At 71.5% G+C, this 18713-nt stretch carries 14 protein-coding genes; 7 read left to right on the forward strand and 7 right to left on the reverse strand.

Features of this window, described 5'->3' with window-relative positions; translation table 11 throughout:
* Positions 1-7: 7 nt before the first annotated feature.
* From AB0B64_RS27820 to AB0B64_RS27830, 3 genes are all read right to left on the reverse strand, one after another.
* The gene (locus AB0B64_RS27820) at positions 8-781 is read right to left on the reverse strand and encodes an N-acetylmuramoyl-L-alanine amidase (RefSeq protein ID WP_357946048.1); all 774 of its coding nucleotides are present in this window, start codon (positions 779-781) and stop codon (positions 8-10) included.
* An 88-nt stretch (positions 782-869) separates the two neighbouring features.
* On the reverse strand, positions 870-1808 hold the full coding sequence (mtnA, locus tag AB0B64_RS27825) for an S-methyl-5-thioribose-1-phosphate isomerase (RefSeq protein WP_358180721.1): 939 nt from the start codon (positions 1806-1808) through the stop codon (positions 870-872).
* A 45-nt stretch (positions 1809-1853) separates the two neighbouring features.
* Positions 1854-3719 carry a potassium transporter TrkA gene (locus tag AB0B64_RS27830; protein ID WP_358180724.1) on the reverse strand — a complete coding sequence of 622 codons (1866 nt, stop codon included), beginning with the start codon at positions 3717-3719 and terminating at the stop codon, positions 1854-1856.
* Between the two features lie 108 nt (positions 3720-3827).
* On the opposite strand from AB0B64_RS27830, the gene AB0B64_RS27835 reads away from it, so the two are divergent.
* Together AB0B64_RS27835 and AB0B64_RS27840 are read left to right on the forward strand one after the other, a co-directional pair.
* Positions 3828-5339, forward strand: coding sequence for a serine/threonine-protein kinase (locus AB0B64_RS27835; RefSeq protein ID WP_358180727.1), 1512 nt, complete (start codon positions 3828-3830; stop codon positions 5337-5339).
* Positions 5340-5419: 80 nt separating this feature from the next.
* On the forward strand, positions 5420-6529 hold the full coding sequence (locus AB0B64_RS27840; protein ID WP_357946036.1) for a DUF5925 domain-containing protein: 1110 nt from the start codon (positions 5420-5422) through the stop codon (positions 6527-6529).
* A 114-nt stretch (positions 6530-6643) separates the two neighbouring features.
* On the opposite strand, the gene AB0B64_RS27845 is transcribed toward AB0B64_RS27840, so the two are convergent.
* Entirely contained in the window at positions 6644-8776 is a 2133-nt protein-coding gene (locus tag AB0B64_RS27845; protein ID WP_358180730.1) for a DUF6493 family protein, read from the reverse strand.
* Positions 8777-9011: 235 nt separating this feature from the next.
* On the opposite strand from AB0B64_RS27845, the gene AB0B64_RS27850 reads away from it, so the two are divergent.
* From AB0B64_RS27850 to AB0B64_RS27860, 3 genes are read left to right on the forward strand one after another with little or no spacing between them, the layout of a single operon-like run.
* Positions 9012-10064, forward strand: a complete 1053-nt coding sequence (locus AB0B64_RS27850; RefSeq protein WP_358180733.1) for a C39 family peptidase — start codon at positions 9012-9014, stop codon at positions 10062-10064.
* A 3-nt stretch (positions 10065-10067) separates the two neighbouring features.
* Positions 10068-11966 (forward strand): prolyl oligopeptidase family serine peptidase, encoded by a 1899-nt coding sequence (locus AB0B64_RS27855; protein ID WP_358180736.1) that lies wholly within the window; start codon positions 10068-10070, stop codon positions 11964-11966.
* Positions 11963-13225, forward strand: a complete 1263-nt coding sequence (locus AB0B64_RS27860) for a M20/M25/M40 family metallo-hydrolase (RefSeq protein WP_358180739.1) — start codon at positions 11963-11965, stop codon at positions 13223-13225. The genes AB0B64_RS27855 and AB0B64_RS27860 overlap by 4 nt, the downstream gene beginning before the upstream one ends.
* On the opposite strand, the gene AB0B64_RS27865 is transcribed toward AB0B64_RS27860, so the two are convergent.
* Entirely contained in the window at positions 13222-14724 is a 1503-nt protein-coding gene (locus AB0B64_RS27865; protein WP_358180742.1) for an FAD-dependent monooxygenase, read from the reverse strand. The two genes, AB0B64_RS27860 and AB0B64_RS27865, sit on opposite strands and share 4 nt — an antisense overlap.
* Before the next feature lie 95 nt (positions 14725-14819).
* Here AB0B64_RS27865 and AB0B64_RS27870 point away from each other — a divergent pair, with 95 nt between their 5' ends.
* Both AB0B64_RS27870 and AB0B64_RS27875 read left to right on the forward strand, forming a co-directional pair.
* Complete coding sequence (locus AB0B64_RS27870; protein WP_357946022.1) at positions 14820-15470, forward strand: TetR/AcrR family transcriptional regulator C-terminal domain-containing protein; 651 nt, start codon at positions 14820-14822, stop codon at positions 15468-15470.
* A 40-nt stretch (positions 15471-15510) separates the two neighbouring features.
* Positions 15511-16107 carry a TIGR03086 family metal-binding protein gene (locus tag AB0B64_RS27875; protein ID WP_358180745.1) on the forward strand — a complete coding sequence of 199 codons (597 nt, stop codon included), beginning with the start codon at positions 15511-15513 and terminating at the stop codon, positions 16105-16107.
* A gap of 27 nt (positions 16108-16134) precedes the next feature.
* On the opposite strand, the gene AB0B64_RS27880 is transcribed toward AB0B64_RS27875, so the two are convergent.
* Together AB0B64_RS27880 and AB0B64_RS27885 are read right to left on the reverse strand one after the other, a co-directional pair.
* Positions 16135-17736: a polyketide antibiotic transporter gene (locus AB0B64_RS27880; RefSeq protein WP_357946018.1), complete on the reverse strand. Its 1602-nt coding sequence runs from the start codon at positions 17734-17736 to the stop codon at positions 16135-16137.
* Positions 17733-18638 carry an ABC transporter ATP-binding protein gene (locus AB0B64_RS27885; RefSeq protein ID WP_358181209.1) on the reverse strand — a complete coding sequence of 302 codons (906 nt, stop codon included), beginning with the start codon at positions 18636-18638 and terminating at the stop codon, positions 17733-17735. Before AB0B64_RS27885 ends, AB0B64_RS27880 begins: the two co-directional genes overlap by 4 nt.
* Between the last annotated feature and the right edge of the window lie 75 nt (positions 18639-18713).

Here is an 18713-nt window from a genome sequence, read left to right on the forward strand (position 1 = left end):
CCCACTGTCAGGGCAGCGGTGCCTCCCAGCTCAGCCGCCAGGTGGTCGGACCGACGATGCCGTCGTCCTCGATGCTCACGCTGCGCTGGAAACGACGGCACACGTCGCGCGAGCCGCTGCCGTAGGCGCCGTCGACCTCGATCTCCCAGCCGCGTACCTTCATCTGCTGCTGCCACGTACGCACGTCCTCGCCCTGCATCACGGGCGGGTACTTGAGCAGCCGCCCGGGGAACGGCGGCGCCGTCGGCACCTCGGGCCCACCGCCGCCGCCACCCGGCCGGGGCGCGCCGCGCTTGACCCACGCGTAGAGGGGCTCGCCCGGGCAGTCGGTCGAGTAGCCGTCCCGGTGCCCCTTGATCTCCTTGCCCGCCTTGCCGCGTTCCCGGACGTACTCGACCGCGTCCAGGATGCCGTTGAGCAGTCCGTCGGGCGGCTCCACCAGCCCGGCGTTGCCGACCAGGCCGAGTATGGCGTAATGGCCCGAGTTGAGCCCGGCCCCGTTGGCCGCCGGTAAGTGGTGCAGCCCTCGCCCCTCGAACACCTTCCGATGCGGACAGGCGACGAACGAATAACCGATGTCGATCCAGCCGTTGCCGTCCATGTGGTAGCCCTGAACGGACTGCACCAGCGACACACAGCCCGCGTGGTCGGCGAGGATGCCCGGTTCGACCCGGCCGCCCGTGTAGTGGACCTTTACTCCTTTGGTGGAGTCGAGCTGTGTGTAGTCACCGTGCGGGGCACGGGCGTGCCAGTCACGCCGTAACACGAGGTCGATGGCCACCTTGTGTCTCCGGGGGTAGGGGAATGTGACCACTGAGCGTAGCCCGGAGTGCGCGGAAAGGTCGGTAGATCTGGATTTTTTATGGTTCTTACGGTCTGATCACCCTTTTGTCGGTGACGATCGCGGTGATGAGGTCGTGCGGGGTCACGTCGAACGCCGGGTTCAGCGCCCGCGTGCCCTCGGGCGCCACCCGCATGCCCCTGATGGAGACGATCTCGTCGGCGCCTCTGTCCTCGATCTCGATCTGCCGGCCCGAGGGGGTGGCCTGGTCGATGGTGGTCTCGGGCGCGACGACGATGAACGGCACCCCGGCCCGTTCCGCGCCGAGCGCCAGCGCGTACGAGCCGATCTTGTTGGCGGTGTCGCCGTTGGCGGCGATGCGGTCGGCGCCGATGAGCACCGCGTCGATGTCCCCCTTGGCCAGCAGGTACGGCCCGGCGGAGTCGGCGACGAGCCGGTGCGGCGCGCCCATCCTGCCGAGCTCCCACGTGGTGAGCCGGGCCCCCTGCAGCAGCGGACGGGTCTCCAGGGCGAGCACTTCGGCCAGCCGGCCGCGCTCGTGCAGCGTCTGGACGACGCCGAGCGCGGTGCCCCGTTCGACGGCCGCCAGACCGCCGGTGTTGCACACGGTCATGATGCGCAGCCGGTCGCCTTCGAGCAGGTCGGCACCGCGCCGGCCCATCGCCTCGCACGCGGCGATGTCGTCGTCGCGGATCCGCAGCGCGGCCTTGAGCACGGCCTGCGGCCCCTTGGGCAGGTGCGTGGCGGCCTGGTCGACGCCCCAGGCGAGGTTCACGGCGGTGGGCCGGGCCGCGCGCAGCCTGGCTATGGCGTCCTGGTCGCCGGCCGCCAGCACGACGCCGAGCGCCCCGGCCACGCCGAGCGCGGGCGCCCCGCGTACGGCCAGCCGCCGGATGGCGTCGATCAGGTCCGCGACGGTCTCGATCCGCACCATGACGCACTCGTCCGGCAGGCGCGTCTGATCCACCAGCTCGACCGCGCCGTCTACCCAGTCAATCGTCCTCACGCCCAAACCGTAGCCTTCCGGGCAAGTCCGCGCCGTCACCCGGGTTCAGCGCTCGGCCAGGACGATCACCGCGTCCTGCCGGTTCAGCACGATGGGCTGGGACTTCGGTGGGTTGAGGACGATGCCGTAGTGCGGCGGGACGTTGAGCGCCGAGCTGTCGCGGTAGCCGATGGCCGTCTCGCCTCTGCGGCGCGCCGCCTCTATGACCGTCGAGAAGGTGAACTGCGTACCTGAGGCCACGTACGAGCCGGCGGGGCGCGGGTAGATCTCCGAACCGCGCGAGTCGAACAGGTAGCCGAACACGTCCGCCAGGTGGCGGTTCTCCGCCAGCTGGGCCAGCAGGAGGCCGATCACCGTGTCGCTGATCACGATGTCGTCGGCCTCGGTCACCTCCGCGAGCGCGCGGTTGTTCTCGTCGTGCATCTCGCTGACGATCGAGTAGTGCTCGCCCATCGCGCTCTGCATGTCGCGCAGCTGCAGCAGCGTCATGAGCGTGCGGGTGTCGGCGTGGTGCGGCTTGAAGCGGTCGTCCGACAGGACGATGACGTGCTGGAAGAGGCCGACGCCGAGGGATTCGAGCGCGTACCGGTCCGTGGTGTCGCATTCCTTGACGTTCACGGTGAGGTTGACCAGGTCCGCCAGGCCGGTCCCGGCCTTGGGGTGGTCGGCGGCGATCTCCAGGACGGAGCCGGGGGCGACGTAGGCGTCGAGGTAGTGGACGATCTGGTCGGCCCGGCCGTTCCAGTTGAGCAGGAGCGTGCGTTCGGGTTCGAGCGGGGAGCCGCCGGCGACGGCGATCGCGCTCTCGTCGAGGGTGGGCTCACCGGTGGCGAGCCGGATGGCGGAGTCGTCGTGGGCGATGACGATGATCTGGTCGGCGGCCTCGATGACGGTGTCCATGGGCGGGTTCAGGATGACTCCGGCAGGTCGGCGCAGGCCGATGACCGTGGCCGTCTCGTAGGCGTGCAGCGCGTCGCCGTACGTGCTGCCCGCCAGCTCCGTCCCGGCGCGCAGGTAGATCTCGCCGCCGTCGAAGTTCAGCAGGTCCATGCAGACGACGGACATGCCCGACTGCCGCGAGGACTGGACGATGAGCCGGGCGGCGGTGTCGTCGGAGTCGACCAGGTGCACGTCCTTGCCGCCGGCCAGGCGGGCCGCGGCGATGTTGCGGCTGGCGGCGATGGCGGCGACCACCGGCGGGCGGGTGCCCTGGCGCTTGGCCAGGGCGAGCAGGATCTTGATGACATGCGCGTCGGGGTCCTCGCCGTCGGGTGAGAGCACGACGACGGACCGGGCGGCGGCCAGGTTCATCAGGTTGAGGTCACGCGACTCGGTGGGCCGTCCCGTACGGCAGACCAGGCGGGTCCTGCCCAGGTCGCCGATGTTCTCGCGGATGTCCTCCTCCATGGCCAGCTTGTCGCGTTCGGCCAGTACGGCGATGACCGAGCCCGGCTGGCTGGCATGCGCCTTGGCCAGCTCGGCGACGATCGTGAACACCTGGTCCGACCAGCCGAGCACCACCGTGTGCCCGGACTCGACGATGCGGGAGCGGCCCCTGCGCAGCCGGTCGACCTTCTGCTTGAGGCCGTTGGACAGCAGGCCGACGAGCATGCTGACGACGAAGATGCCGCCGAGCGACCCGGCGAACATCACCGCCATATAGGCGACCGACCCCTTGTCGCTGGCGACCTTGCTCGGGGTGAGCGCGTGCATGAGCGCGATCCACATCACGTGGCCGGCGCCGCCGACGCCCTCGGGCTCCTCTGGAGCCAGCCAGAGAGTGAGCCCGGCGACCACCACGATGAGCCCGACCGACACCACGGCCAGCCAGCCGATCAGTGAGGCCGTGCCCTTCGACATGGTGTTGTCGAACCAGTACCGCGCCCGCTCGCGGAACGTCACCCTCGCCACCCCAGAAACCCCCACGTACGCAGTGATTCGATCAAGGACACTTTCGATCGAGGACACAAGGTACCGGGCTATCTCTACGGATGCATGGCGAGCGGTAACGTATCCGCCATGGCGACCCCCCTGACCCCGGACGACCCGGCGTCGCTGGGCGCGTACCGGCTGGCCGGGCGGCTCGGCAAGGGCGGGCAGGGCGTCGTCTACCTGGCGCACTCCCGCGACGGCGAGGCGGTCGCGATCAAGCTGCTCAGCACCGGCGACGAGGAGACCCGCGCGCGGCTGGCGCGGGAACTCGACGCGCTGGAGAGCATCGCCTCCTTCTGCACGGCGCGCGTGCTGGACGCCTCGATCGACGGGCCGCGGCCCTACGTCGTGAGCGAATTCGTGGAGGGGTTGTCGCTGGCCGAGCGCGCCCGCGAACGCGGCCCGCTGCGCGGCGGCGAGCTGGAACGCCTGGTGGTCGGCACGGCCACGGCCCTGGCCGCCATCCACGCGGCGGGCATCGTGCACCGCGACTTCAAGCCGGCCAACGTCCTGCTCGGCCCGGACGGGCCCCGCGTGGTGGACTTCGGCATCGCCAGGGCGGAGGGCGCGGCGACGCTGACCTCGGGACTGATCGGGACGCCCGCCTACCTGTCGCCCGAGCAGATCGCCGGCTCGCCCGCCTCCCCGGCGTCGGACGTGTTCGCGTGGGCGGCGACGATGGTGTTCGCGGCGACCGGTCGCAGCCCGTTCGGCGCGGACACGGTGCCCGCGGTGCTGCACCGGGTCCTGCACGCCGACCCGGACCTGTCGGAGTTGCCGCCCCGGCTGCGCGGGCTGATGGCGTCGTGCCTGGCGAAGGACCCTGCGCACCGGCCCACGGCCCGCGACCTGATGGTCTCTCTGGTCAGCCCCGCATCGACCCCACTCGCCCCCGCGCCGGGCGTCCCCGATAGGTCGGGTGTCGCCGCCACGGGATTTCAGGGTCAGGTCGCCGGGAGACCGGGCATCCCCGCCGGACCTCCCGATACCGGCGCTGGGGAACGTACAGGACCGGAAGCCGCGGCGCTCACCACAGACGTCTCCAAGCGGAACCGTTCGCGTGGCCTGCTGATCGGCGCGGTGGCGGCCGTGCTCGCCCTGGGAGCGGCGGGCGGCACCCTCCTGTGGATCAACCGCGCCCCGACCGGCACCACGGCCCGGACGTCCTCGACCCCCGCACCAAGCCAGAGCAGCACCACCCAGGAACCCACGAGCACCGCTACCGAGAAGACCACCACCGAAACGAAACCTCAAAGCGGCTCGCCGAAGATCCCCGCCGCATTCGCCGGCAAGTGGTCCGGCCGCACCACCTCCACGAACCCGATCGACTCCGACGGCGCCACCGTCACGATCGACCTGAAGACCGGGCAGTCCACCGCCGGGTGGGCCGAGAAGGACAGCGCCACCAGCTGCACCGGCAAGATCACCCTGACGCAGACAGCCGGGACGAAGCTCACCTTCTCCCTCCAGCCCGACACCATCGACTGCATCGCCGGCACGGTCTGGCTCACGCTCGACGGCGGCAAGCTCACCTACATGTGGCGCGACGTACCGGGGCCCGGCATCGTCGAGGAGACCGGGGACCTGAGCAAGGGCTGACACCCGGAACGCCAGCAATACCTCTGGAATTGCGCAAATGCCGTCGACAGACCGGGCCGCGAACCTGGATCATTACTGTTATGTCTGTGATTAAGGAGGTGCCGTTCCCCAGCCCGGACTCCCCTGAGCTCCCGATGAACATCTGGATCGACGACGCCGACTCCGCCATCGACGTCATCGACGCTCTGGCCCTGTCGCCGTTCGCGACCGGCGTCCAGCCCTGGTCCCGCCTGGCCAACCTGGAGCGCGTACGCCCCGACGCCGCGCTCCGCCCCGAGCAGGGCAGGACCGTACGCACCGCGCAGGTACAGGACGGCTCCGTGTCGAGCCTGATCTGCGGCGACGGCTGGACCCTACGGGTCATCCGGCACCGCAACCGCACCGCGACCGTCAGCGTCACGGCGGTCAGCGATGAGCTGGCCCGCTCCGTGCTGAAGGAGTGCACCGAGGGCGCCGAGGAGCCGGAGCCCGACACCGACCACGTCGAGATGGGCTTCTGGTGGCGTGGCGCGCACGGCGGCACCCGCTCCGAGAAGCCGATCACCGCTTCGCCCTGGGACGAGATCAGCGGCAACTACTCCGCCCGCGTACGCGGCTCGCTCGACGGCCTGATGGCGGTCACCCCGGCCGACATCGGCGGCCGCCTCGTCCTGCTGCACGGGCCGCCGGGCACGGGCAAGACCACGCTGCTGCGCTCGCTGGCCAAGCAGTGGCAGGACTGGTGCCAGGTGGACTGCGTACTCGATCCGGAGCGCCTGTTCAACGAGCCGGGCTACCTGATGGAGGTGGCGGTCGGCTACGACACCGACGAGGAGGCGCAGCGGTGGCGGCTGCTCGTGCTGGAGGACTGCGACGAGCTGATCAGCTCCTCCGCCAAGGCCCAGACGGGCCAGGGGCTGTCGCGGCTGCTGAACCTCACCGACGGCCTGCTGGGACAGGGCCGTGACGTGCTGGTGGCGATCACCACGAACGAGGACCTGACCCGGCTGCACCCCGCCGTCGTACGTCCGGGCCGGTGCCTGGCCCAGATCGAGATCGGCCCGCTGACCAGGAACGAGGCGGTCGGCTGGCTCGGCTCGTCCGAGGGCGTCGGCCCGTCGGGCGCGACGCTGGCGGAGCTGTACGCGCTCCGCTCGGGCCGCGCGATCTCCCCACCCACCGAGGGCGAATCCACCGGTCTGTACCTCTGACCACCCACCCGCGCCACCGGCCGAGGCGACATGCCCCGGCCGGTCAGGCGGGCGGCCGGATCAGGCGAGCCCGACGTCGAGCCGATTCTGGCGAGCCGGTTCAGGTGAGCCGGTTCAGGTGAGCCGGGCGTGGAGGCGGCGTGCTTCGCGGACGAAGCCGCTGCTCCCCTTGCGTCGGGCGATATCCGCGACACACGGCAGCTCACCCCGCGCCCCCGCCCACGACGCGGCCCGTACGGCGAAGCCGAGCGCCTGCGTGTGGGCGGTGCGCGCCCGCTCCCCGGGCCCGGGCAGATAGACCGTCAGAAACGCGGCCACCACCTCCCAGACCTCCCGATGCGCCCCATACCGAGCCGCGCTCTCCAGCGACTCGACCACCGCGCTCAGCTTGTACCAGGCCCTGCGCAACAGCAGCGCGAGCTGCCGCCCCACCTCGGCGGCGGGAAGATCCCCTCGTCCGGCCATCTCGACCAGCACCCGGACCCCCTCATTGGGCTGCTTCCCGCCCGCCCAGGAGTCCCGTTCGACCAGGAAGTACGCCAGGAGCAGCGCGACCCCCTCACCCGCCGGCCCACCAGCTCGGGCCAGCGCCCACAGCATGTCGGGCTCCACCCCGGGCGCGTTCCAGTGGTAGAGCAGGAACGGCAGGCAGTGCACCGCCACCGCCTCCCGGTCCGACGGCAGAACGGCGGGCCACCACGACAGGTAGACGCCGTGACCGTCCCGGCGCGACGCGTCCGGATCGTCGAACAGATCACGGAGCGGCCCGAACCCGCCGTACGAGGAAGGGAGCGGACCGGACTCGCCGTGCGCGAGACCGGGCAGACCCGACTCACCACGTGAGAGACCAAGCGGCCCCGACTCGCCGCACGGGAGGGCGATCCTGGGCACGAGGTCGGGATGCTTCCCGCCGGCGGGCTCGTGGTCGCCCGTGTAGGTGGTGGAGCCGCGGGTCCACTCGACGGCGGTCACCGGCACGGGCCGGCCGCCGCTCATCCAGCGTGCGGCCGTGACGCCCACCGCGGACGTCAGCCCGCCCGCCCGCGCCGCCACCTCGGGCGCGACCGAGCGGGGCAGCCGCAGGAGCGCCTGCCACAGGTCGGCGTCCATGACCTTGGCACCAGTACGTTCGTAGCCTTCCAGCCGGTCGACCAGCACGCCGGGATCCAGGTGCCCGGTGCCGCTCGTGGGGGTCGCCAGCAGGTACGGCGGCAGCGCACCCGCCCGCAGCGCCGCGTGGACCTCGGCCCAGCGCCGCAGCAGGAACAGGTGCGGCGGCGACACCCGTACGGGCGACGGCAGCAGCGACGACGACCGGCCGAGCCAGGTCTCGGGCGTGACGATCTGCCTGGCCATCGCCTCGGACCACTGGTCCAGGTAGCGCCACTCCGGCTGCACGTCCAGGCGCGTCGGCCAGCTCGTCCAGCGGGCCAGGACCGAGCGGAGCAGGTCACGGTCGTCAGTGCAGAACCGGACGAACCCCTCCAGCCACCGCTCGGCGCCCTGCCAGTCCTCGCGCTCGGGGAAGGCGCCCAGTTCCCGGATGTCACCGATCAGCGGGAAACGGGCGTCCTCCTGGGGAGACGCGGGCAGCGGTACGGGCATGAAGCAGGCGTCGTCCTCGTCGGCCGCCACCTCACCGCCGAACACCGTCACGAGTTGTTCGCCGAGGTCCGGCGGCAGCAGCCCGAGCGCGTCACGGATCACCTCGGCGCCCGCGGAGGTGAAGCGGGCGGCGTGCTTGAGCGCCAGCCGTACGGCCCGCTCCTGGAGGTCGGGGGCGTCGCACGCGAAGGCGTACGCCAGGGCCGGCGCGTAGTCGTCGGCATCGTCAGCGGCGTCGCGGGCGGCCTGGTCGAGCCAGCTCAGCCCGATCGACACCAGCTTGCGCTCGGGCCTGAACAGCAGCGCCTGCAGGGCCTCGGCCACGTCGGCGGGGTCGAGCGTGTCGAGGCGGCGCAGGTGCCGCAGCGCCAGCTCCGCGACCACAGGTGGCGCGGCGGGCAGCAACCGCAGGTAGTCGTGTGCCCGCGCCGCGACCTCGGCGGGGGCGGGCTCGACGAGCTCGTGCAGCCGGGCGAAGAAGCGCAGGTCAGCGGCCTGGCCGCCACGCAGGAAGCGGCGGACGCAGCCGTCGAGCAGCAGCTCCCGGTCGATCACGCCCGCGCGCACGGTCTCCGCGATCTCCGCGATCTTGACCGCGTCACGGGTGGCGATGGCCTCCTCGACGACCTCCCAACCGCTCACGCCCTGTCCTCGAACCTGAGCCGGCCGCTGAAGATTCCGGGATCGGTCCGGGAGCCGGATAACGCCGTCCCACCGGAGGTCGAGAGAGCGGGTCTGCCATCGGTGAGCAGGGAGGGTCCGGCGTAGGAATACGCCTGCACTGCTTGAGTCATGGCCGGAACATTAGAGATCACCACCGACAAGATCACCGCAGTACGTAAACCTTCCGATGCGCGACAACCGGTGCGAAACCACAATGGGTCCGGTGCTCACCGTGGACCCGGCCCGCGTCGCCTTCGCCCGCTTCGCCGTGCCCGCCACCCCGTTGACCTCGTGGACCAGCCCGGAACACCCGATCGGCTTCATCGCGACCCAGCTCGTCCCCTCGTGGACCGCGCGGACCCCGCCGGGCACGTGGATCGAGGTGGAGCTGCAGGTCAGGCTCGCGACGGGCGAGCAGTCGAAGTGGTACGTCATGGGCCACTGGGCCGAGCACGACGAGATCCGCACCTCCTTTCCCGGTCAGGGTGACGAGGACGGCGACGTGGCCGTCGACACGTTCGTGGCGCGCCGGCCGGTCACGGCCTACCGGGTGCGGGTCACGCCGCACGGCGCGGGCGCGCGTGTGGACTGCCTGGGCGTGATGGCCTCCGCGCTCCCCCAGGGTCCCCCTGTCCCGAGCCTTCCGGGTACGGCCGGAGCCGTCGAGCTGGTGGTGCCCCGGCACTCTCAGTACACGCACACCGGTCACCATCCGGAGCTGGACGGCGGCGGCGCCAACTGGTGCAGCCCCGCCTCGGTGGCGATGGTCCTCGGGTTCTGGGGTCGCGGTCCCGGTCCCGAGGAGCTGGCCTGGGTGGTGGCCGGCGACCCGAGTCCCGTGGTCGATCACGCGGCGCGCGGCACGTTCGACCACAGTTACCAGGGGACCGGCAACTGGCCGTTCAACGTGGCCTACGCGGGCCGCTTCGGGCTGGCCGGGTTCGTGACCCGTCTGCGGTCGGCCGCCGAGCTGGACCTGTTCGTGCGGGCGGGGATCCCGGTGATCGTGTCGCTGTCGTTCAAGGCGCACGAGCTGCCGGGGTCCGGCTACTCCTCGGGCGGGCACATCATGGTCGTCACCGGTTTCACCGCCGAGGGCGACGTCGTCGTCAACGACCCGGCCGCGCCGAGCGACGCCGACGTGCGCCGGGTCTATCCGCGGGCCGCGTTCGAGAACGTCTGGCTCCGGAGCTCGGGTAGCGGCGGCATCGTGTACGTCCTCCACCCGCCCGAGCGTTCCTTGCCCCCTTCCGATGGCAATTGGTGAGATATGAGCAGCATTCGACCGATCGACGTGGCCCGTACCGACGGCGGCCCCCAGTGGGTGGAGGCCGTCGCCACGCCCGCCGGACTGGAGGTCTGGTGGGACGAGCCACGCCCGCACGAGGGCGGCCGGCGCTGCGTGGTGCGCCGCCTGCCGGACGGCTCCCTGGTCGACGCTCTGCCCGAGGGGTGGAACGCGCGCAACCGCGTGGTCGAGTACGGCGGGCGATCCTGGCGCCCGCTGCCCGGCGGCGGCCTGGTCTTCACCAACTGGTCCGACCAGTGCGTCTACCGCCTGGACGGCCCACCAACGACCGGCGAACCCGCGGCCGGGGAGCCCGTAGTCGGGGAGCCCGTGGCGCTCACGCCTGAGGGGACGGCGCGCTACGCCGACCTCTACCTGCCGCCCGGCCGGGACGAGGTGTGGGCCGTACGCGAGCAGGACAATGTGCGCGACCTGGTCGCGGTGCCACTCGGCGGCGGCCCGCTCAGAGTGATCACTAAAGCACAACATTTCCTGATGAACCCCCGTATTTCCCCCGGCGGCGGATATGTCACCTGGATCGGCTGGGACCACCCGAACATGCCCTGGGACGGCACCGAGCTCTGCGTAGCCCCCCTCGACGAGGACGGAACCGCCGGGCCGTACCAGGTGATCGCGGGCGGCCCGGCGGAGTCCGTGATCCAGGCGGAGTGGCGCGACGAGCGCACCCTGTACGCGGTCGCCGACCCGACCGGCTGGTGGAACATCCACCTCGTCGCCCGCGACGGCTCCGGCGCCCGCAACCTCACCCCGATGGCCTCCGAGGTCGGCATCGCGCCCTGGAAGCCGGGCAGCACCTACTTCGCGATCGCCGGCAACTGCCTGGTGCTCGTGCACGGCACCCCCGACCGCCGCCTGCTGAGCGTCCTGGATCTGGAGAGCGGCGACCTGCGCGAGATCGGCGGCGCGGCGACGTACTGGGCGCCGACGATCTCGGCGGCAGAGGGCAAGGCGGTGGCGGTGTCCGCCACTCCGTACACGCCCACCCGCGTGACCGTGGTCGACCTCGACGGCGGCGCGCACGAGGCGGTGTCGGCGCCGAAGCCGCTGCCCGACCGGGCGCTGCTGCCGACGCCCGAGACGGTGACGATCGAGGGCGTGCACGCGCACCTGTACCACCCGACCGGGGTTCAGGGTCCCGCGCCGTACGTCGTCTTCGCGCACGGCGGGCCCACCGGCAACTTCACGATGACCCTCGACCTGGAGGTCTCCTACTTCACCAGCCGGGGCCTCGGCGTCGCCGAGGTGAACTACGGCGGCTCCACCGGCTACGGCCGGGCCTACCGCGAGCGGCTGCGGCACCAGTGGGGCGTGGTCGACGTGGCCGACTGCGCGAAGGTGGCGCGCGGGCTGGTCGAGCTGGGCCGGGCCGACGCCGCCAAGATCGCGATTCGCGGCGGCAGCGCCGGTGGCTGGACCACGGTCGCTGCACTGGTGCACAGTGACGTGTTCGCGGGCGGCGTCGCGCACTACGCGATCACCGACCCGGAGAGCTGGGCGGCCGAGACACACGACTTCGAGTCGCGCTACCTCGACGGCCTGATCGGGCCGCTGCCCGAGACCCGCCAGCGCTACACCGACCGCTCGCCGCTGCTGCATGCCGCGCGGGCGTCCGGACCGTGCCTGATGCTGCACGGCCTGGAGGACGCGATCGTGGACGTGGGCCAGGCCGAGCGGTTCGTCGCCGAGCTGGACCGGCATGGCAAACAGTGGGCCCTGCTCACCTTCGCCGGCGAGCAGCACGGCTGGCGCCGGGAGGAGACCATCGTCGCGGTGCTGGAGGCCGAACTGGCCTTCTATGGACTGATCTTCGGGTTCGAGACGCCCGAGGTGGCACCGCTCAAGCTGAAGGGACGGTCGTGAAGAGCGTCGGCGAGATCTGCTCGGACCTGATCAGGTTCGACACCTCCAACCCGGGGTCGGGCGAACGCCCGGCGGCCGAGTACGTGGCCACGCTGCTGGCCGACGCCGGGCTGGAGCCGGTGGTGTTCGAGTCGGCGCCGAAGCGGACGACCGTGGTCGCCAGGATCGACGGCGACTCTCGCGACGCGCTGCTCGTCCACGGCCACCTCGACGTGGTGCCCGCCGACCCGGCCGAGTGGCGGATGCACCCGTTCTCGGGCGAGATCGTCGACGGCTGCGTCTACGGCAGGGGCGCGGTCGACATGAAGGGGTCATGCGCGATGACGCTCTCGGCCGTGCTCGGTATGGCGGCGCGCGGCCTGCGTCCCAAGCGCGACCTGGTGCTGGCGTTCCTGGCCGACGAGGAGGCGACGGGCGACTACGGCTCGCGGCACGCCTTCACCGAGCACCGGGAGCTGTTCGACGGCGTGACGGAGGCGATCAGCGAGTCCGGCGGCTTCAGCGTCGCCGCCGGCGACCACCGCGTCTACCCGATCGCCGTAGGCGAGCGCGGCACCGCCTGGATGAAGCTCACCGCCCACGGCGTGGCCGGCCACGGCTCCCGGCCCGCGGTGGACAACCCGGTCGCGACGCTGGTGCACGCCCTGTCGCGGGTGGCCGCCCACCAGTGGCCGGTACGCCTGACGCCGTCGGTCTCGGCGCTGCTCCAGAGCCTGTCGGAGATCACCGGCCAGCCGATCGACCTCGACCGCCTCGACGAGGAGGCGACCCGGCTGGGCGCGCTCGGCCACCTGTTCAGGGCACAGATCCGCAACTCGGCCAACCCGACGATGCTCGACGCGGGCTACAAGGTGAACGTCGTGCCGTCCACGGCCCACGCGCACGTGGACGGCCGCTACCTGCCCGGCCTCCAGGAGGAGTTCCTGGCGACCATGGACGACCTGCTCGGGCCGAAGATCACCAGGGAGTTCGTCAATCTGGAGGACGCGCCGGACGCGCCGTACCCCTCGTCGTTCTTCGACTCGCTCGCGGGCTCGCTCGTGGCCGAGGACCCGCTCGCCCGGCCGGTGCCGTACGTGATGAGCGGCGGCACCGACGCCAAGTCGTTCGCCACGATCGGCATCAAGGGGTACGGTTTCGCGCCGCTCATGCTGCGGCCCGATCTGGACTACTTCGGGATGTTCCACGGGAAGGACGAGCGGGTGCCGGTGGAGGGGCTGGAGTTCGGCACCCGTGTGCTGACCCGGCTGCTGACCTAACCGACCCCGAACCAGGCGTCGAGGGCCTCGGCGAGACCGGCTTCGCCGGAACCGGCCCAGGCGACATAACCGTCAGGGCGTACCAGCACGGCGGCCGCGTCGGCTTGATCCACGGTTCCGCCCACCACGCGGACGCGGTCGTCGCGGCCTTTCGCGGCCGCGCGGGTCTCCGGTGCGCCCGCCAGGTCCAGCAGCAGGCCGCGGCCGTCCCCCAGCGACTCCCTGACCCACCCCACGCCCTCGATCTCCCAATCCGGTACGAACCGCCCGACCAGCGACCGCGACGCGTCCGGCGCGTAGTCGATGTCCGTACCGTTGGCCATGGCGATGAAGTGCCCCCTGGTCTCGGGGAGCTCCAGCGCCTCGGAGATCACCTCGCGCAGCGCGTCGACCTGCGGTCCCGGACGCATCAGCGCGACCTGGGCCCTGGTGTTGCGCAGGACGCGGGCCGCCACCGGGTGCCGCTCGGCGGTGTAGGTGTCCAGGAGCCGTTCGGGCGCCTGTCCGCGGACCACCAGGGCGAGCTTCCAGCCCAGGTTGGCCGCGTCCTGGAGGCCGAGGTTGAGCCCCTGGCCGCCGATCGGCGAGTGGACGTGCGCCGCGTCCCCGGCGAGCAGGATGCGCCCCTGGCGGTATGTCGCGGCGTGGCGGGTGTTGTCGCTGTAGCGGATGCCGGCCTCCAGGCTGAGGACGACCGCGTCGGTGCCGCTCGCCCGCCGGATGCTCGCCTGCATCTCCTCGGCGGTGACCGGCGCGTCCCGCTCGGTGGGACCGCCGTCGAACTCGATGGTGGCGACCTCCCCCGGCACCAGCGACAGGTTCACCAGGCCGCCGGGGGCGCGCAGGGACGAGGTGAGCGCGCCGGGGTCGGCCAGCTCGGCCACGGCGGTGCGCCCCGTCATGGTCGCGGACGTGCCGGTGAACGGGATGCCGGACTGCTTGCGCACGAGGCTCCGGCCGCCGTCACACCCCACCAGGTACCCGGCCCGTACGACCCGGCCGTCCGCGAGTGTGGCGACCACGCCGTCGCCCTCGTCGGCGATCTCGGTGACCCGGCACCCGGACCGGACCTCGACGCCGAGCCCGGCCGCGTGCTCGGCCAGAACCCGCTCCAACTGGTGCTGCTTGAGCATGAGCATCTCGGGAACCCGGTTACCGGCCTCGCCGATCAGCGGCAGGCCGCTGAAGTGGCCGCCGCTCATGCCCTCCCTGAGCATGTACACCAGCCCGTCGACGATGTCCCCCTCGGCGGGCTCGCGACCGGCTCTCAGTTCGTCGAACAGCGCCCACTGCGCCTCGGCCAGCGGCTCCACCAGCCCGCGCAGGCCCAGCGTGTGGAGGGTGCGCGCGTTGAGCGAGCGCATCCCGAGGCTGCGCGTGATCCGTTCCTGGCCGGTGGCCGCCTCCAGCACCAGCGGGTCCACCCCCGCCAGCTTCAGCTCGCAGGCCAGCAGCAGGCCGACCGGCCCGCCACCGACGATCAGTACGTCCGCGTTCACGGAATCTCCCTACTTACGGTGTATGCTTACGCCGTAAGTACATACATACACCGTAAGCTCTGTCAACCGGAGTTCTACGGCAGGAGGAGTGGCGAATGGCCCGGCGCGAGCCGCTGAACAGGGAGAAGGTTCTGGACGCGGCCCTGGAATTGGCCATGGAAGAGGGCCTCGAAGGGCTGTCCATGCGGCGGCTGGCGAAGTCGCTCGGCGTCGAGGCGATGTCGCTCTACAACCATGTCTCCAACAAGGCCGACATCCTGGACGGCCTGGCGGAGCGGGCCTTCGACCAGGTCGAGCTACCCGACCCGGCGCTGCCCTGGCCGCAACGGCTCCGGGCGGTGGCGCTGAGCATGTACGAGGTGTTCGCCCGCTCTCCGGTGGTGCCGATGGCATTGCTGACCGACCAGTCCAACCCGACCTCCGTGCGGGCGCTGGCTCCGATCGACAGCGTGGTCGGCGCCCTGTACGAGGCCGGCTTCGACGACGCGGCCGTGTGGCGCGCGCTCGGCGCGGTGAACAGCCTGATCTTCGGGTCACTGCTGCTGTCCACCGGAGGGTTCAACGTCGACACCGGCGAGCACGCGGGACGAAAGCAGGTCGGCGTCTACATCCAGGAGATGGACCCGGCCCAGCTCCCGCATTTCAGCAGGCTGCTACGGAACATCCCGCCGACCGACCCCGCCACCGACTTCGAGCGCGCGCTGGATATGCTCATCCTCGGACTGGAACAAAGCATTCCGTTCTGATAGTGTGGAGACACAGCGGAACGAACGGAAGGAACCCCCCATGAGCGACAACATGCCGACCGGCTGGGACGTACTCGACGACGCGCACCAGGCGCTCCGCCAGGCCGTGGCCGGCGTCCCCGCCGACGGCTGGAAACTCCCCACCCCCTGCGCGAAGTGGAACGTCACTCAGGTGCTCCAGCACGCCGCGGGCGACCAGGTGGGCTTCGCCGCCTTCCTGACCGGCGAGCCGGGTCCCGCCGAGAACCCGTTCGAGCCGACGGGCGAGCTGGCCGAGGACCCCCGGACGTACGCGGAGGCCGCGATGGAGCGCTCGGCCAGGGCCTGGGCCGGTGTCGACAAGAACGCCGAGCAGGTGCCCGTCCCGGTGCCGCCGAACACGATGGCACCGGCGCTCGGCGCGGGCGCCTGCGCGCTCGACGCGGCGGTGCACGCCTGGGACATCGCCGTGGCCACCGGACAGTCCTCGCCGCTGACCCCGGAGCTGGCCGGGGAGCTGCTGCCGGTGGCGAAGGCCATCGTCGAGCCGCTGCGCCAGTGGGGCGCCTACGCCGCGGTGGTGCCCGCCGAGCCGGGCGACGACCAGGTCGCGGATCTCCTCCGCTACCTGGGCCGCAACCCGGCCTGGACCGCCTGAGCGACCGGCCCGAAGTCCGGAGCGGGCTCAGCCGAAGTCGCGGTGGCGGAGGGCGAATAGGCCGCCACCGAGCAGCAGCGCCGACAGCGCGACCATGGTGAGGGCGGGCACCGGGTCGAAGGGGGCTCCGGCGACGGTGTTGGGGATGTAGTGGAACGGCTCGAAGGGGGTCCCGCCCCAGAGTCCGTACAGTGGGCCGGCGGCCCGTCCCATGACCGCCACCGCGACCCAGGTGATCCAGCCGATCGTCACGGAGGCTCTCGGGACCAGGCCGTAGGCGAGCATGCAGACCGCCCCGACCAGCCAGGCGCCGGGAATGGTGCCCAGGGTGCCGGTGAGGATGCGGACGATGTCCGAGGCGGGATCGCCGACAAGGAAGGCGTAGAACGTACCGAAGACGACTCCGGCGACGGCGAGCAGGGCCGCCGTGCCAAGACCGGCCACCACCAGTTGCCCGGCGGCCCAGCGCAGCCGGGTCATCGGGGTGGCCTGTACGGCTTCCGCGCGCCCGGTGGTCTCGTCGGCGCGCAGCCGCTGGACCATGAGGACCGGGTAGAGCGCGATGACGTGGGCGAAGATCAGGATGATGGCCCACAGCGCGAAGTCGACCGCCCCGCCCCCCGAACTGCCGCCGAAAGCCTTCAGCAGGTTGTCGACGGTGACGCCGGGCGCCTCGGTGAACTGGTACGCCAGGGTGCTGACGCCCCCGGCCGCCGCCGCGAAGGACGCGATTCCGGCGGCCCAGCTGATCAGCAGACCGCGGTGGAGCCGCCAGGACAGGCTGATCGGGCCACGCAGGCCGGGGGCGGTCACGGGCCCGCGACGCTCCTGGATCACTCCGGCGCCGAGGTCACGACGGCCGGCCAGACGGTAGGCGATGGCCGTCAGGGCCGCGGTCACCGCCGCCGGAATCGCCAGCAGCCACCACCGATTACTCCAGTACGGCTCGACCAGATGGCTCCAGCCGATCGGGGAGATGTACTTCATCCAGTACTGCCCGGAGGCGTCGCCGGCGTAGCGCAGGATGTAGGCGATGCCGAGCACCGACAGGGCGATGGCTCTGGCCATACGGGCGGTCTGCGCGAGCTGGGCGGCCACGGCGGCGATGGCGCCGAACACCCACCCGGCCATGGTGATGGCCGCGCCGTAGTCGATCGACCCGGCCGGATCCAGCCCGATCCCGATCAGCGCGATCGTGGTCACCGCGCCACCGGCGAAGCTGACCCCGCCCGCCACCAGCAGGGCCCCGGTCAGGGGAGCCTTGCGGCCGAGCACACCCGCGCGCAGCAGCTCGATCCGGCCGGCCTCCTCGTCGGCGCGGGTGTAGCGGACGACGGCCATCAGGGCGGCCAGCCCGTTCAGCACGTAGAGGAACCCGCCGCTGCGCCAGGCCTGCATATAGCCCAGGTCAGGCACGACGAAGCCGCCGCCGAGCGCCCGGAAGAAGCTGTTGCGGTTGATCATCGTGGTGTAGGTCGCCATCACCTCGGGGGTGGGCATGTTCCGGTTGATGTAGGAGACCAGTGCCAGGGCCAAGGCGACGAGCAGAATGATCCACCACGGCGCGATGCGTCTTTCGCGGCGCAGCGCCAGCCGTGCCGACCGAGCCGTCCCGGTGAGCGCGTTCATCGGCCCGCCTCCGCGCGCGTCCTGTCGTAGTACCGCAGGAACATCTGCTCGAGCGTGGGCGGTTGGCTGACGAGACCACGGACGCCGAGCGAGGCGAGGCACCGCAGCACCGGGCCGAGCGCGTCGGCTTCGACGTCGAAGCGCACCAGACCGTTCTCCGTCCGCAGGTCGTGCACTCCGGGCAGCTCGGCGAGCTCACCGGGAGAGGCGGAGAGCTCGGCCTGGATGGAGGTGCGGGTCAGGTGCCGCAGGTCGGGCAGGCTGCCGGTGTCGATCGTCCGGCCGTCGCGGATGATGGTGACCCGGTCACACAGCTCCTCGACCTCGGTGAGGATGTGGCTGGACAGCAGTACGGTACGGTCGCCGCGCTGCCGCGTCTCGCGAATGACGTCGCGGAACACCTCCTCCATCAACGGGTCCAGGCCCGCGGTGGGCTCATCGAGGATCAGCAGCTCGACGTCGGAGGCGAGCGCGGCGATCAGCGCCACCTTCTGCCGGTTGCCCTTGGAGTAGGCGCGGGCCTTCACCCCGGGGTCCAGGTCGAAGCGTTCGATCAGCTCTTGGCGCCGGGCACGGTCGGCGCCGCCACGCGACTGCATGAGCAGGTCGATGACCTCGCCGCCGGACAGGCCAGGCCAGAGCGTGACGTCTCCGGGCACGTAGGCCAGCCGGGAATGCAGTCCGGTCGCGTCGTCCCACGGGTCACCGCCGAGCAGCCGGGCGGTGCCCGCGTCGGCGCGCAGTAAGCCGAGCAGGATCCGGATCGTGGTGCTCTTGCCGGCACCGTTCGGTCCGAGAAAACCGTGCACCTCGCCGGTGTTCACGGTCAGGTCGAGCCCGTCCAGCGCCCTGGTGCGGCCGAACGTCTTGACCAGACCGCTCACTGAGATGGGGGCAGTCATCATGAGCCTTTCTCGTGGGCGCCGACCCTTTGTTCGCGGCGCCGCGTCCCGGATCCGAGCGTCTGCGGCCCGATC

The organism is Nonomuraea sp. NPDC049129 (assembly GCF_040648495.1).
Classification (GTDB): Bacteria; Actinomycetota; Actinomycetes; order Streptosporangiales; family Streptosporangiaceae; genus Nonomuraea.